15 protein-coding genes are annotated in these 14620 nt (G+C 62.4%); 2 read left to right on the top strand and 13 right to left on the bottom strand.

The window, feature by feature from the left end:
• Window positions 1-117: 117 nt before the first annotated feature.
• The 3 genes from ntrC to dusB are packed head-to-tail and all read right to left on the bottom strand — an operon-like array spanning window position 118 to window position 3742.
• Window positions 118-1578 carry a nitrogen regulation protein NR(I) gene (gene ntrC / locus BQ8794_RS12695; RefSeq protein ID WP_023799224.1) on the bottom strand — a complete coding sequence of 487 codons (1461 nt, stop codon included), beginning with the start codon at window positions 1576-1578 and terminating at the stop codon, window positions 118-120.
• On the bottom strand, window positions 1575-2717 hold the full coding sequence (locus BQ8794_RS12690; protein WP_023799225.1) for a two-component system sensor histidine kinase NtrB: 1143 nt from the start codon (window positions 2715-2717) through the stop codon (window positions 1575-1577). The genes ntrC and BQ8794_RS12690 overlap by 4 nt, the downstream gene beginning before the upstream one ends.
• On the bottom strand, window positions 2714-3742 hold the full coding sequence (gene dusB, locus BQ8794_RS12685) for a tRNA dihydrouridine synthase DusB (RefSeq protein ID WP_077377702.1): 1029 nt from the start codon (window positions 3740-3742) through the stop codon (window positions 2714-2716). Before dusB ends, BQ8794_RS12690 begins: the two co-directional genes overlap by 4 nt.
• A gap of 219 nt (window positions 3743-3961) precedes the next feature.
• Between dusB and BQ8794_RS12680 the strand changes: the two genes are divergently transcribed.
• Together BQ8794_RS12680 and BQ8794_RS12675 are read left to right on the top strand one after the other, a co-directional pair.
• A complete protein-coding gene (locus tag BQ8794_RS12680; RefSeq protein ID WP_077377699.1) occupies window positions 3962-5191 on the top strand; it encodes a bifunctional 2-C-methyl-D-erythritol 4-phosphate cytidylyltransferase/2-C-methyl-D-erythritol 2,4-cyclodiphosphate synthase in 1230 nt (409 codons plus the stop codon).
• Window positions 5188-5697, top strand: coding sequence for a CinA family protein (locus tag BQ8794_RS12675; RefSeq protein ID WP_077377696.1), 510 nt, complete (start codon window positions 5188-5190; stop codon window positions 5695-5697). The genes BQ8794_RS12680 and BQ8794_RS12675 overlap by 4 nt, the downstream gene beginning before the upstream one ends.
• Here the strand turns inward: BQ8794_RS12675 and BQ8794_RS12670 are convergent.
• From BQ8794_RS12670 to BQ8794_RS12625, 10 genes are all read right to left on the bottom strand, one after another.
• Window positions 5673-6131, bottom strand: coding sequence for a type II toxin-antitoxin system RatA family toxin (locus BQ8794_RS12670; RefSeq protein WP_077377693.1), 459 nt, complete (start codon window positions 6129-6131; stop codon window positions 5673-5675). The genes BQ8794_RS12675 and BQ8794_RS12670 overlap by 25 nt on opposite strands.
• Before the next feature lie 12 nt (window positions 6132-6143).
• Window positions 6144-7109 carry a lipoyl synthase gene (gene lipA / locus BQ8794_RS12665; RefSeq protein ID WP_077377690.1) on the bottom strand — a complete coding sequence of 322 codons (966 nt, stop codon included), beginning with the start codon at window positions 7107-7109 and terminating at the stop codon, window positions 6144-6146.
• 127 nt (window positions 7110-7236) lie between these two features.
• Window positions 7237-7494, bottom strand: a complete 258-nt coding sequence (locus BQ8794_RS12660) for a GlsB/YeaQ/YmgE family stress response membrane protein (protein WP_077377687.1) — start codon at window positions 7492-7494, stop codon at window positions 7237-7239.
• Between the two features lie 96 nt (window positions 7495-7590).
• Window positions 7591-9054 (bottom strand): dihydrolipoyl dehydrogenase, encoded by a 1464-nt coding sequence (gene lpdA / locus BQ8794_RS12655; RefSeq protein ID WP_077377684.1) that lies wholly within the window; start codon window positions 9052-9054, stop codon window positions 7591-7593.
• A 19-nt stretch (window positions 9055-9073) separates the two neighbouring features.
• Window positions 9074-9712 (bottom strand): SGNH/GDSL hydrolase family protein, encoded by a 639-nt coding sequence (locus BQ8794_RS12650; RefSeq protein WP_077377681.1) that lies wholly within the window; start codon window positions 9710-9712, stop codon window positions 9074-9076.
• A 146-nt stretch (window positions 9713-9858) separates the two neighbouring features.
• A complete protein-coding gene (locus tag BQ8794_RS12645) occupies window positions 9859-11271 on the bottom strand; it encodes a pyruvate dehydrogenase complex dihydrolipoamide acetyltransferase (RefSeq protein WP_077377678.1) in 1413 nt (470 codons plus the stop codon).
• A 9-nt stretch (window positions 11272-11280) separates the two neighbouring features.
• Complete coding sequence (locus BQ8794_RS12640; protein ID WP_077377675.1) at window positions 11281-11523, bottom strand: DUF5076 domain-containing protein; 243 nt, start codon at window positions 11521-11523, stop codon at window positions 11281-11283.
• A 56-nt stretch (window positions 11524-11579) separates the two neighbouring features.
• Window positions 11580-12968, bottom strand: coding sequence for a pyruvate dehydrogenase complex E1 component subunit beta (locus BQ8794_RS12635; protein WP_077377672.1), 1389 nt, complete (start codon window positions 12966-12968; stop codon window positions 11580-11582).
• Between the two features lie 15 nt (window positions 12969-12983).
• Window positions 12984-14030: a pyruvate dehydrogenase (acetyl-transferring) E1 component subunit alpha gene (pdhA, locus tag BQ8794_RS12630; protein WP_077377669.1), complete on the bottom strand. Its 1047-nt coding sequence runs from the start codon at window positions 14028-14030 to the stop codon at window positions 12984-12986.
• A 172-nt stretch (window positions 14031-14202) separates the two neighbouring features.
• A complete protein-coding gene (locus BQ8794_RS12625; protein WP_077377666.1) occupies window positions 14203-14526 on the bottom strand; it encodes an FtsB family cell division protein in 324 nt (107 codons plus the stop codon).
• Between the last annotated feature and the right edge of the window lie 94 nt (window positions 14527-14620).

The following is a 14620-nucleotide window of genomic DNA, read 5'->3' as shown; positions in this document are numbered from 1 at the left end:
ATTATGCAACAAGTGTGACCTGGACGGAACTGTTTCGGCGGTCGATCCCCGGAAAAGGCTTCGCTCTGTCACACCGGCCAGAAAATCGGGATCGATTTGTTGAAAGAAAACGGCGCTCTAAGCTTGTCTGGTCGATTTGTAGACGTTGACGCCGAGTTCGCGAATCTTCTTGCGCAGCGTGTTGCGGTTGAGCCCCAGGAGCTCCGCAGCCTTGATCTGGTTGCCGCGGGTTGCCGTCATCGACGCAAGCACCAGCGGATATTCGACCTCGGAAAGGATGCGCTGATAGAGGCCGGCGGGCGGCAAATCGCCGGCGAACGAAGCAAAATAGCGCTGCAGAAAATGTTCCACCGCCTGGCCGATGGACAGATCGTCGGGAATGAGATTGCCGCCGCCGGGGACGACCGGCCTCTCGCCGGTCTTCAGTTCCGCCTCGATGACTTCGGCGGAAATCTCGTCCTGCGAATAGAGCGCGGCAAGTCTGCGGACAAGATTTTCCAGCTCGCGCACGTTGCCTGGCCACGGATAGCGCTTCATCAACTCGATGCCGCCCGTGGAAATACGCTTGGTCTGCAGGCCTTCGCTGGCGCCAAGCTTGAAGAAGTGCCGGACGAGATCCGGAACGTCTTCGGACCGCTCGCGCAGTGCCGGCAGCCTTAGCGGCACGACATTCAGGCGATAGAACAAATCCTCGCGGAAAAGCCCTTGATTGATCAGCGTGCGCAGATCCTTGTTGGTGGCGGCGACGATGCGCACGTCGGTCTTGATCGGCGTGCGGCCGCCGACCGTGGTGTATTCGCCCTGCTGCAGGACACGCAGCAGGCGGGTCTGCGCCTCCATCGGCATGTCGCCGATCTCGTCAAGGAAGAGCGTGCCGCCTTCGGCCTGCTCGAAACGGCCGGTGGAGCGGTTCTGCGCACCGGTGAAGGCGCCCTTCTCGTGCCCGAACAGTTCCGATTCGATCAGGTCGCGCGGGATCGCAGCCATGTTGATGGCAACGAAGGGGCCGCCGCGGCGGCGGCCATACTCGTGCAGCGCGCGTGCCACCAGTTCCTTGCCGGTGCCCGATTCGCCTGAAATCATCACCGTCAGGTCGGTCTGCATCATGCGCGCCAGCATGCGGTAGATATCCTGCATGGCGGCCGAGCGGCCGACCAGCGGCATCGTTTCCGGCGGCTCGTCCGCCCGCGCATCGATCTTCGGCCGTCGGGGCTCGGAAAGCGCCCGGTTGACGATGTTGAGAAGCTCGGTCAGGTCGAACGGTTTCGGCAGATATTCGTAGGCGCCGGTTTCGGAGGCGCGAATCGCGGTCATGAACGTGTTCTGGGCGCTCATGACGATGACGGGCAGTTCCGGCCGTGCCTTCTTGATGCGCGGCAGCATATCGAAGGCGTTCTCGTCCGGCATGACCACGTCGGTGATGACGAGATCGCCCTCGCCCGCCGCCACCCAGCGCCACAGCGTCGAGGCGTTGGACGTCACGCGCACCTCATGGCCGACGCGCGAAAGCGCCTGATTGAGGACGGTGCGGATGGCCGCATCGTCGTCGGCGACGAGAATATTGCCGCGAACCGTCATTTGCGGTCTCCTTCGCCATCGTCGTCTGTGCCGAACGGCGTTTCTTTCCAGGCTGGCATCAGGATGCGGAAGGTGGTTGCGCGCGGCGTCGAATCGCATTCGATGATGCCGCCATGCTCGCCGACGATTTTCGCGACCAGCGCCAGACCAAGCCCCGACCCGTTCGGCTTGGTGGTGATGAAGGGATCAAACAGGATCGGCAGGATATCTTCGGAGACGCCAGAACCGTTGTCACGCACGCAAAATTCCAGCGGCAGCGACACGCGGCCCTGCGATCCCGGAACGGAAACACGGATGCCCGGCCGGAACGCGGTCGACAGGGTGATCTCGCCTTGCGGATCGCCGCCAATGGCCTCGGCCGCATTCTTGACCAGGTTGAGGAACACCTGGATGAGCTGGTCGCGGTTGGCGAAAACCGGAGGCAATGATGGATCATAATCCTCCAATATCTTGATCCGCTTGGCAAAACCGTTCTTGGCAATCGCCTTCACATGGTCGAGGACGACATGGATGTTGACCGGATAGCGATCGACGGGCCGCTCGTCGGAAAACACCTCCATGCGATCGACCAGCGAGACGATGCGGTCGGTTTCGTCGGTGATCAGCCGGGTCAGCGCGCGATCCTCGTCGGAAGCCGACAGTTCGAGCAGTTGGGCAGCACCGCGGATGCCGGATAGCGGGTTCTTGATCTCGTGGGCGAGCATCGCGGCAAGGCCGGTCACCGAGCGTGCCGCACCGCGGTGCGTCATCTGACGATCGATCTTGTCGGCCATCGACCGTTCCTGGAACATCACCACGACGGAGCCCGGGAATTCCGACACCGGCGCGACATAGAGGTCGACGACCTTCTCGATGCCGAGGCGCGGCGACGATACGTCGACCCGGTATTCGTTGACGGGTGCCCGGCGCTCGCGCACCTGGTCGACAAGCGTCAACAATGGGCTGCCGAAGGGAATGAGCTTGGGCAGGGTATTGCGGGCGAGCATGGTCGCGCTCGAGCGGAAGAAATCTTCGGCATCGGCGTTGGCGAAGGTGATGAACCCTTCCGCATCGAGCATAATCACCGGGCGGCGGATTGTGTTGAGCACGATGTGGGCGGCGTCCGCCATGTCCATGTTCTGTGCAACGGTGGCATTCATGCTGCGATCCGCAGGTTCATCGGCTCGGCAGCGCTTGAAAACACCTCACGCAACGCGGCAATGACGCGAACGGGCTCGAAGCAGGTAAGGATGGCCTTTCGCTGCTCATCAACGACGCCAGCGGCGTGGCGGTCGAGATACCAGCCAAGATGCTTGCGCGCCTGGCGCACGCCGCTTTCGATGCCGTAGAGCGATAGCATGTCCTGGTAGTGAGCAATGACGTAGTCGACCAGCGCTTGCGGGCCTTCCGGCACGCCGGGCGTCGCCTCTTTTGCCGCGGCTGCCGCGATGCTGCCTGCCGTCCAGGGTGCGCCGTAGTGGGCGCGGCCGATCATCACCGCGTCGGCGCCCGACTGGTCGAGGATCATTGCTGCCTCCGCCGGCGAGCCGACATCGCCATTGGCAACGACCGGGATCGAAACAGCCTGCTTTATGCGTGCGATGGCGCGCCAGTCGGCCTTGCCCTGGTAGAACTGGCAGCGCGTTCGGCCATGCACCGTCACCATCTGAACCCCCGCCTGCTCGGCGCGGCGCGCCAGTATCGGCGCATTGAGCGCGCTTTCGTCCCAGCCGAGCCGCATCTTGACCGTGACCGGTACCTCGACGGCGCCGACCACCGCCTCGATCAGCGACAAAGCGTGATCGAGATCGCGCATCAGCGCCGAACCGGCATAGCCGCCCGTCACCTTCTTGGCCGGGCAGCCCATGTTGATGTCGATGATGTCGGCGCCCTCGCCCGCGGCTATACGGGCGCCCTCTGCCATATGCGCTGCCTCACGGCCGGCAAGCTGGACCATGTGCACGGGCAGCCCGGAATGGCGGATGCGCAGGCCGCAACCGGCTCGGCCCCTGGCAAGTTCGCCGCTCGCCACCATCTCGGACACCACCAACCCGGCACCATGCGCATAGGCACGCTGCCGGAACGGCTCATCTGTTATGCCCGACATGGGCGCGAGAAAAGCGCGATTGCGGATTCTCACACGACCCACGTCCAGCGGAGATGCCAATTTGGTCAGGTCAAGCATGCACAAAAACCAAGCATTTTTATTAGCTGCACATTCTCTAGCCAGAATGGCGGCAATGTGCAACGCGCAATGACGTCACATTAAGGCGCATTTGGGAAAAATGCTGGCACTAGCCAAAGCGCCGTACGTAGTTGGCGGCGCTTTGGCACTTTGCATCTGCGCATGATCTCTTCCGAAAAGCGATTCCACTTTTCGGGATGATGCGCTAAGCGTCTCGGCATGACAGACGCAAGCGAAAAGCAGGCTTTGGCTGCGGACGACAAGGTAGCCGTCGTTATCGTCGCCGCCGGCCGCGGCGCGCGCGCCGGTCAGGCCGACGGGCCGAAGCAATACCAAAGGATCGGCGGCCGTGCCGTCATCGCGCGCACATTGGACGTGTTTTTGGCGCATCCGCGAATCGGTCCTGTCGTCGTCGCCATTCATGCCGACGACAGCGGGCTTTTTCGCAGCGCCGCCGGCGCCAACGCCGATCGGGTGGTCACGGTGACGGGTGGCGCGTCCAGGCAGGACTCCGTCCGGCTCGGATTGCTTGCGCTGAGAGGCCATGCGCCGCGCCGGGTTCTGGTCCATGATGCCGTCCGCCCGTTCGTCGACGCGGAATTGATAGACCGCACGGTCGCCGCCATCGGCGAGCGCCAGGCAGCGCTGCCTGCCCTGCCCGTCGCCGACACGCTGAAACGTGAATCGGCCGCCGGCATGATCGACGAGACGGTTTCCAGGAACGGGCTTCATGCCGCCCAGACGCCGCAGGGCTTTCCGTTCTGGCCGATCCTGGCCGCTCACGAAAAGGCCCATCATCTGGGCAAGGCGGACTTCACCGACGATGCCGCGATTGCCGAATGGGCGAACATTCCGGTGAAAATCGTCCCGGGCTCGCCGGACAATGTCAAACTCACCTGGGCAAGGGATATCTCGATGGCGGATCAGCGGCTTTCCGGCGAACGGCCGCGTTTTCCGGACATCCGCACCGGCAATGGCTACGACGTCCATGCCTTCGAGCCCGGCGACCATGTCGTCCTGTGCGGCGTCTCCATCCCGCACGACAAGAAACTGTCCGGCCATTCGGACGCCGATGTCGGCTTGCACGCCTTGACCGACGCGCTGCTCGCCACTTGCGGCGCGGGCGACATCGGCACGCATTTCCCGCCATCGGACCCGCAGTGGAAAGGCGTGGCCTCGCGGATTTTCGTCGAGCATGCGGCAAGACTGGTGCGCGCGCGCGGCGGGCGCATCGCCAATGCCGACATCACGCTGATCTGCGAGGCGCCGCGCGTCGGCCCACATCGCGAAGCAATGACCGAGATCCTTTCGGCAATGCTGGCGATTTCCCGGGACCGCATCTCGATCAAGGCGACGACCAACGAAAAGCTCGGCTTTGTCGGACGCGAGGAAGGCATAGCCGCCATCGCGACCGCCAGTGTCGTGTTTCCAGGCGATGTCCCCGAATGAGCAACAGCGATCTCGCAGATGCCCTGCTTCAAGCCTGCCAACAGCGCGGCATCATGCTGGCGACGGCCGAGAGCTGCACCGGCGGCATGATCATCGCCGCCCTGACCGACATCGCCGGCTCTTCGACGGTGGTCGACCGGGGTTTCATCACCTATTCCAACGAGGCCAAGACGGAGATGCTCGGCGTTTCCGCCGCCACGCTTGAGGCGCACGGCGCGGTCTCACGGGAAACGGCGGTGGAGATGGCGGCCGGCGCCTTGGCCGATTCGCGCGCCGGGCTAACCCTTGCCGTTACCGGCATTGCCGGTCCGGGCGGCGGCTCAACGGAAAAGCCCGTCGGCCTGGTCTGGTTCGGTATCGCCTTGACTGGCCGGCCGGTCGTCAGCGAATGCCAGTTGTTTGCCGACAAAGGCCGCAATTTCATCCGCCGGAAGACGGTCAGGCATGCGCTCGAACTGGGCTTGCGCGCGCTCGCTGCGGATCAGGCTGCCGGCGTTGCGCCATAGATGACGTCGGCGCGCTTCTCGAACGCCTCGGAGAACATGCGGAAGGCGCGATCGAACATCGCTCCCATCACCGCACCCAGAATACGACTCTTGAATTCGTAGTCGATGAAGAAGCATACATTGCAACCGCCGTCGGCCGGCTCGAAACGCCAGGCATTGCTCAGATATTTGAACGGACCGTCGATGTATTTGACGTCGATGGCCTTCTCGTCGGGCTTTAGCAGCACCTGCGTGGTGAAAGTCTCGCGGATCGCCTTGTAGCCGATGCTCATGTCGGCGACGAGGAGGGTGCGTCCGTCGCGTTCCTTGCGCGAGCGAACCGTCAGCGCCTCGCAAAGCGGCAGGAATTGCGGATAGGATTCGACATCGGCGACCAGAGCGAACATCTGTTCCGGCGTATGCGCAACGCGGCGATGGGCTTCGAATTGTGGCATGAAACCAGTGTGTTAGGCGGACTTCCTGAGAAAGGCTTCCCGTGCCGCGCGCAGCTTGGCGAAATCGTCGCCGGCGTGATGCGACGAACGCGTCAGCGGGCTCGATGCCACCAGCAGGAAGCCCTTGGTCTTGCCGATCGTCTCGAAGGACTTGAATTCCTCCGGCGTGACGAAACGGATCACCGGATGGTGCTTTTTCGATGGCTGCAGATACTGACCGATGGTCATGAAGTCGACATTGGCCGAACGCAGATCGTCCATCAATTGCAGGATCTCGTTCCGCTCCTCGCCAAGGCCAACCATGATGCCGGATTTGGTGAAGATCGAGGGATCGAGTTCCTTGACCCGCTGCAGCAGCCTGATTGAATGGAAATAGCGGGCGCCCGGCCGGACTGTCAGATAGTTCGACGGAACGGTCTCCAGATTGTGGTTGAACACATCAGGCTTAGCCGCCACCACGATCTCCAGCGCGCCTTCCTTGCGCAGGAAGTCGGGCGTCAGGATTTCGATCGTCGTCGAAGGCGTTGCCGCCCTGATGGCGCCGATGACCTCGGCAAAGTGCTGAGCTCCGCCATCGGCGAGATCGTCGCGGTCGACCGAGGTGATGACGACATGGGTTAGACCCATTTGCTTGACGGCGTGGGCGATGCGCGCCGGTTCATCGGGATCGAGCGCGGTCGGAATGCCGGTAGCGACGTTGCAGAAGGCGCAGGCGCGCGTGCAGATCTCGCCCATGATCATGAAGGTGGCGTGCTTCTTCTCCCAGCACTCACCGATATTAGGGCACCCGGCCTCTTCGCACACCGTCACCAGTCGGTGCGACTTCACGATGTCGCGCGTCTCGGCATAGCCTTTCGACATCGGCGCCTTGACGCGGATCCAGTCGGGCTTGCGCAGCACATCCTGGTCAGGCTTGTGCGCCTTTTCAGGATGCCGCAGGCGCGGCGCATTGGCGATCGTGTCGAGGACGGTGACCATCAGAAATCCAGTTCGTTCGCGACCGCCTTCCGGCGTTCACTTTCCATCTAGGACTTTTCGCTGCAAAGAAAAAGGCCGAGGCGGCGCATGCCGCCACAGCCGTTTTCGCATGGCAAGAGTTCAGCAACTAACGGCGCACCAGGCGCCCTACCCAGATCAGCAGGCAGGCGCCAATGAAACCGGTGATCAGATAGGCGATCCAGCCGGCGCCGAAGGCGCCGATGTTGAGCGCCTGAAGGATGGCATTCAGCACGATCGCGCCGACGATGCCCAGAACGATGTTCATCAAGATGCCCATGTTGCTTTTCATGAACATCTCGGCAAGCCAGCCTGCCAGCCCGCCGACGATGATTGCTGCGATCCAGCCCACGCCATTCACGTCCATATGCCCTCTCCTCTGGTGGTAAATGCATCCGGAAACGAATTACCTTGCCGTTGAGTTCCTTGGCTCTCACCTTTTGAATCTTACGCGGTCAATTTATCATGCGTTGAGCGCGCGGCCATAGGCGTCGAGCACGCTTTCCTTCATCATCTCCGACAGCGTCGGATGCGGGAAGATCGTGTGCATCAGTTCTTCCTCGGTGGTCTCCAGATTCATCGCCACGACAAAGCCCTGGATCAGTTCGGTCACTTCGGCGCCGACCATATGCGCGCCGAGCAACTGCCCGGTCTTCCTGTCGAAGATGGTCTTGACGAAACCCTGGTCCTCGCCGAGCGCGATGGCCTTGCCGTTGGCGGCAAACTGAAAGCGGCCGACGCGGATGTCCTTGCCTTCGGCCTTGGCTTTCGCTTCGGTCAACCCGACGGAGGCAACCTGCGGGTTGCAATAGGTGCAGCCCGGAATTTTCAGTTTGTCAGTGGCGTGCACACCGGGGACGTTGGCGATCTTTTCCACGCAGACCACGCCTTCATGCTCGGCCTTGTGGGCGAGCATAGGCGGGCCGGCAACGTCGCCGATGGCATAGATGCCGGGCACATTGGTGTTGCCGTAGCCGTCGACGACGACGCAGCCGCGCTCAGTCTTCACGCCGAGCGCCTCGAGGCCGAGATTCTCGATATTGCCCTGCACGCCGACGGCCGAGATCATCCGGTCGGCGGTGATCTTCTCGACCTTGCCGTCCTTCATCTCGACATGCGCGGTTACCGAGTTCGCAGCTTTTTCGACCTTGGTGACCTTGGCATCGAGGATGATCTTCATGCCTTGCTTCTCGAACTGCTTTTGCGCGAATTTCGAGACCTCCGCGTCCTCGACCGGCATCACCGCCGGCAGCAACTCGACCACCGCCACCTCCGCGCCCATGGTGCGGTAGAATGAGGCGAATTCGATGCCGATTGCGCCCGAACCCATCACCAGCAGCGATTTCGGCATCTCCTTCGGCACCATCGCTTCGAAATAGGTCCAGATCAGCTTGCCGTCGGGCTCGATGCCGGGCAACGCCCGCGGCCTGGCGCCGGTCGCCAGGATGATGTGCTTGGCAGTGTATGTGCCCTCGCCCTTGACGCCCTTGGGCGCCGGCGGCTGTGGCTCCATCGGCTTCTTCGACGATTTCGAGACGACGATCTCGCCCGGCCTGTCGCCGGAAGCCGCTTTGGACAGCTTGGCTTCGCCCCAGATGACATCGACCTTGTTCTTTTTCATCAGGAAGGCGACGCCGCCGTTCAGCCGCAGCGAGACCTTTCGCGAGCGGTCGACCACGGCAGCGGTATCGACGCTGACCTTGCCGTCGATCTTCAAGCCGTAGTCCTTCAAATGATCCGAATAGTGCATGATCTCGGCCGAACGCAGCAGCGCCTTGGTCGGGATGCAACCCCAGTTGAGGCAGATGCCGCCGAGATGCTCGCGCTCGACGATCGCTGTCTTGAATCCGAGTTGGGCGGAACGCACCGCCGTGACATAGCCGCCGGGGCCGGAGCCGATGATGATGACGTCGTAGTTCTCAGCCACGGATTTCTCCCCTGATTCTCTAGAGTTCCAGCATGACGCGCACGATTGGCGCCAATGCCTGCCCGATTTTCCGCGTGTTCTCCGCGTCGAGATGGACGCCGTCGAGTGGCGTGGTCTCGGCCACCGAGCCCGCATCGAAGAAGCCGCAGCCGACCTCGTCGGCAAGGACAGCATATTGCGGCGCCAGCCGCTTCGACGCCTCATCGCCGCCGGCGAACATTTCCTTGAATTCGGCGTTTTCCGTGCGGCTGACGGCGGGCGGAGCGACGATCAGGATCTGCGGCGACGGCCAATCGAACGGGTAGTCGTGACCGCGCACGATGTCGATCAGGCGCTGCATGCCTTGCTTGGCGGCGACCGGATTGCCGTGAATCCACGGCTTCATGTCGTTGGCGCCGAGCATGATGATGATCAGGTCGATCGGCGCATGCGTCATCAGGATCGTCGGCAGCACTCTTGCGCCGTTACGGTCGGCGCCGGCCAGATGGTCGTCGAAAGCCGTTGTGCGGCCGTTCAAGCCTTCGGCGATAACCTCGATACCGCCTCCCAACGTCGCCTGCAGCACACTCGGCCAGCGGTCCTTGAGCGGGTGGCGATCCAGACTTGCCGCATCATAGCCCCAGGTCAGCGAATCGCCGTAGCAAAGGACTGTTTTCATGAGTTTGCCCCACTCCGGCCGAAATCTGCCCGCGCGCGCCTCACCCGCCAACCCACGAACAGCCAATGCACGACGATCGTTGCAACGCTGGACAGGCTGAAGGCAAAAAGGCTGGTGAAGAGTTCCCGCACCGCCTTGTTTCCCTTCTAGACCAGCATGCCCATCGGGTTTTCGATCATGCGCTTGAAGGCGACGAGGAGCTCGGCGCCGAGCGCGCCGTCGACGGCGCGGTGATCGGTCGACAGCGTCACCGACATGATGGTGGCGATCTTGATCTCACCGTTCTTGACCACCGCGCGCTCCTCGCCGGCGCCGACCGCCAGGATCGTCGCATGCGGCGGGTTGATGACGGCGGCAAAGTCCTTGATGCCGAACATGCCGAGATTGGACACCGCCGTGGTACCGCCCTGGTATTCTTCCGGCTTCAGCTTGCGGCTGCGCGCGCGGCTGGCAAGATCCTTCATCTCGTTGGAGATGACCGACAGCGTCTTTTCGTCGGCACGCCGGATGATCGGCGTGATCAGCCCGCCGGGGATCGACACGGCGACACCGACGTCGGCATGCTTGTGCTTGACCATGGCGCTCTCGGTCCATGACGCATTGGCATCCGGCACAGCCATCAGCGCCATTGCCATGGCTTTGATGACCATGTCGTTGACCGACAGCTTGTAGGCCGGCGCCTCGCCCTTGTCGGTCTTTTTAACCGGGGCGGCCGCATTGACCTGCGCGCGCAGCGCCAGAAGCGCATCAAGCTCGCAGTCGAGCGTCAGGTAGAAATGCGGGATGGTGGTCGTGGCCTCGACCAGCCGGCGCGCAATGGTCTTGCGCATGTTGTCATGCGGGACAAGCTCGTAGGAGCCGTCGGCAAACAGTTTCAGCACCTGGTCGTCCGACATTGGCTTGGCTGCGGCCGCCGGAGCCGGAGCGCCGGCAGGTGCCGCTTTCGCGGCCGGTGCCGCCTTGGCGCCGCCGCTGGAAATCGCTGCGTCGACATCGGCCTTGACCACGCGGCCATGCGGGCCGGAGCCGGTCACCGCGGAGACATCGACACCGGCTTCCCGGGCGATGCGACGGGCCAGTGGCGAGGCGAAGGTGCGGCCGTCCGACTGGCTGATCTCCCCCCTTGTGGGGGAGATGGCCGGCAGGCCAGAGGGGGGCGCCTGGCTCAATGCGGCTGGCGGGACAGCGCCCCCCTCTGTCGACTTCGTCGACATCTCCCCCACGGGTGGGGAGATGGGCGCCTTTTCCTGTTTTGCCTCGGCTTTTGCCGGCGCGGCAGCGCCGTCGCCGCTTTTCGCGGCAGCCGCCGCATCCTCGCCTTCGGCTGCAAGCACGGCGATCAGCGCGTTGACCTTGACGCCTTCGGTGCCGGCCGGAACCACCAGCCTGGCCACCGTGCCCTCATCGACGGCTTCAACTTCCATCGTCGCCTTGTCGGTTTCGATCTCGGCGATCACGTCGCCCGGCGAAACCTTGTCGCCCTCCTTGACCAGCCACTTGGCAAGATTGCCTTCCTCCATCGTGGGCGACAGGGCCGGCATGGTGATGTTGATCGGCATTTTTCCTCCTCAGTTCCGCCCAGTTAGCGAACGGTGCTGGATATCGAACTGCTCCGACATTCTGCCTCGATAGCCTTCTTCCAATGCCTGAAGCGTCTCGATTTCAGGGATGCCATCTTTTTCCAGTCTCATCCTGGCTATGTGCATGCCGACATCAGCGAGCACCATGCCCCAGTTGTGAGCGTTTGGTCCAAAGAGGTCTTGCATCGTGACGACCGCGTCCCGAACCAATCCAGACGCGGAGTATTTCATCGAATTCGCTGTTCTCGACGACCACCGCGGGAACTTCTAGTTCGCGCGACATCTCGTTAACCCCGGTACGTCACGGCTTTCACCGCCTCTATGACTTCCGCGACATTGGGCAGGGCCAGCTTTTCGAGGTTCGCCGCATAGGGCATCGGCACGTCCTTGCCGGCAATGGTGATGACCGGCGCGTCGAGAAAATCGAAGGCGCGCTGCGACACCTGGTTGGCGATATGGTCGCCGACCGAGCTCTGCGGGAAACCTTCCTCCACCACCACCAGCCGATTGGTCTTCTTGACCGAGGCGATAATGGTGTCGAAATCGAGAGGGCGGATGGTCCTGAGGTCGATGATCTCGGCATCGATACCCATGCCGCGCAATTCGGCCTCGGCCTTCACCGTGTAGCTCATGCCGATGCCGAAGGAGACGATGGTGACCTCCTTGCCCGACTTGTGGATGCGCGCCTTGCCGATCGGCAGCACGAAATCGTCGATCTTCGGCACATCGAAGGACTGGCCGTAGAGGATTTCGTTCTCGAGGAAGATGACCGGGTTCGGGTCGCGGATCGCGGCCTTCAGCAATCCCTTGGCGTCGGCGGCGGTGTAGGGCATCACCACTTTCAGGCCGGGAATGTGGCTGTACCAGGCGGCATAGCACTGCGAATGCTGGGCGGCGACGCGGGCGGCCGCGCCGTTTGGCCCGCGGAAGACGATGGGCGCGCCCATCTGGCCGCCGGACATGTAGAGCGTCTTGGCGGCGGAGTTGATGATATGATCGATCGCCTGCATGGCGAAGTTGAAGGTCATGAACTCGACGATCGGCCTCAGGCCGGCCATCGCCGCGCCAACACCGACGCCGGCAAAACCGTGCTCGGTGATCGGTGTGTCGACGACGCGACGCGCCCCGAATTCCTGCAGCAGCCCTTGCGTGATCTTGTAAGCGCCCTGGTACTCGGCGACCTCCTCGCCCATCACGAAGACGTCTCCGTCACGCCGCATTTCCTCGGCCATCGCGTCACGCAGCGCTTCGCGCACCGTGGTCGAGACCATCTCCGTGCCGGCCGGGATGTCGGGATCGGCGGCGATTTCGGTTCTCGGCGCCGCGGCGACAGGTGCTGCGCCCTCGCTTTTGGCCGCAGCAGGCGCTGGCGCTGCTGTTTCAGCCTTGGCAGGTTCCTCGCCGACGCCTTCGCCTGCCTTGTCGATGTCTTCACCATCAACGGCGAGCACGGCGATCAGCGTGTTGACCTTGACACCTTCGGTGCCGGCAGGAACCACGATCTTGGCTAGCGTGCCTTCGTCGACGGCCTCGACTTCCATCGTGGCCTTATCGGTTTCGATCTCGGCGATGACGTCACCAGCGACAACCTTATCGCCCTCTTTCTTCAACCATTTGGAAACATTGCCCTCTTCCATGGTCGGCGAGAGAGCGGGCATGAGAATTTCGATCGGCATGGCCTTGCCCTCTCGTTACAGTACGATATCGGTCCAGAGCTCGGACGGATCCGGCTCTGCGTCGTTCTGGGCAAATTCGGCGGCGTCGGCGACAATGTCGCGGACCTCCTTGTCGACGGCCTTGAGCTCGTCCTCATCAGCCCACTTCTTGTCGAGCAGCCGTGCCTTGACCTGCTCGATCGGGTCGCGCTCGGAGCGCATCTTCTGCACTTCTTCCTTGGAGCGGTATTTTGCCGGATCGGACATCGAGTGGCCGCGGTAGCGGTAGGTCTGCATTTCGAGAATCAGCGGCCCCTTGCCGTCACGGCACCATTCGGTGGCGAGATCGCCGGCTGCCTTGACCGCGCGGACGTCCATGCCATCGACCTGGATGCCGGGGATCTTGAAGGAGGCGCCGCGGTGCGAAAAATCCGTCTCGGCCGACGAACGCGTTACCGAGGTGCCCATGGCATAACGGTTGTTCTCGATGATGTAGATCACCGGCAGCTTCCACAGCGAGGCCATGTTGAAGCTCTCATAGACCTGGCCCTGATTGGCGGCGCCGTCGCCGAAATAGGTCAGTGTCACATTGTTGTTGCCACGATAGCGATTGGCGAAGGCGAGGCCGGTGCCGAGCGAAACCTGCGCGCCGACAATGCCGTGGCCGCCGTAAAAATGCTTCTCCTTGGAGAACATGTGCATGGAGCCGCCCTTGCCCCTGGACAAGCCGCCACGGCGCCCGGTCAATTCGGCCATGACGCCGCGCGGCGACAGTTCCACCGCCAGCATATGACCATGGTCGCGGTAGGCGGTGATCATCTGGTCGCCGTCGATCAGCGCCATCTTCATGCCGGTGACAACTGCTTCCTGGCCGATATAGAGGTGGCAGAAGCCGCCGATGAAGCCCATGCCGTAGAGCTGGCCGGCCTTTTCCTCGAAGCGGCGAATAAGCAGCATGCGCCGGTAGGCGTCAAGCTCCTCATCCTTGGTAAAGTCGACAGGCTTGGGGGCTGAAAGCCCTGCCGATTTGCCGTCGGATTTGGGTTTGGTTTTGGCAGGCGCTTTTCTGGCGGCGGTGGCCATGCATCACTCCCTGTTGGCGTCTCTTGCGGACACTGAGGGAGATCAGTTCTCCCCACCGATTTGGCAAAGGCTAACACGCGGGAAAGCGTTTCGCCATGCTGAAAAATGCATGGCTGACATGCATCTAAGCGATTAAAATCGTTGAAAATATCGGCGATTAACTTGAATTTGGTTATCTTGCCGTAGCCGGCAACATGATGGTGATTTCGTCGGCGTGGGACACATTGAGCGCCTTGCGCGCCTGCTCGTCGAGCATGTCCTTCTCCAGCGTCCCCTGATGCATGAGTTGAACACGCCGCTGCAGATCGAGCCGGCCCGCCTTGACGGCATCGAGCTTACCTTGCAGGTCGACGGCTTCGGCTTCCAACCGGTATTTGGAATAGATGCCGAATTCGCCGTGGTAGGCGTGAAAGCCGAAATAGGCGAGGAACGCCACGCAGAGCGAGGGGATGATCAGCCGACCGGTATTTCTCTGCTTGTGCTGACGTGTCCACATGATCCAAATCCCTTAGAGCGCCGCGCGCCCGCTTGGACGCGCAAAGGGCCTCTAACCACTCTGCGACCTCGCCCTTTCTCGCCCGATTGTGCTT

It is taken from the genome of Mesorhizobium prunaredense, assembly GCF_900156895.1.
In the GTDB taxonomy this organism is placed as follows: Bacteria; Pseudomonadota; Alphaproteobacteria; order Rhizobiales; family Rhizobiaceae; genus Mesorhizobium; species Mesorhizobium prunaredense.
Note: the sequence above shows the minus strand (reverse complement) of the source record. Positions and strands in the feature narration are given on the sequence as shown.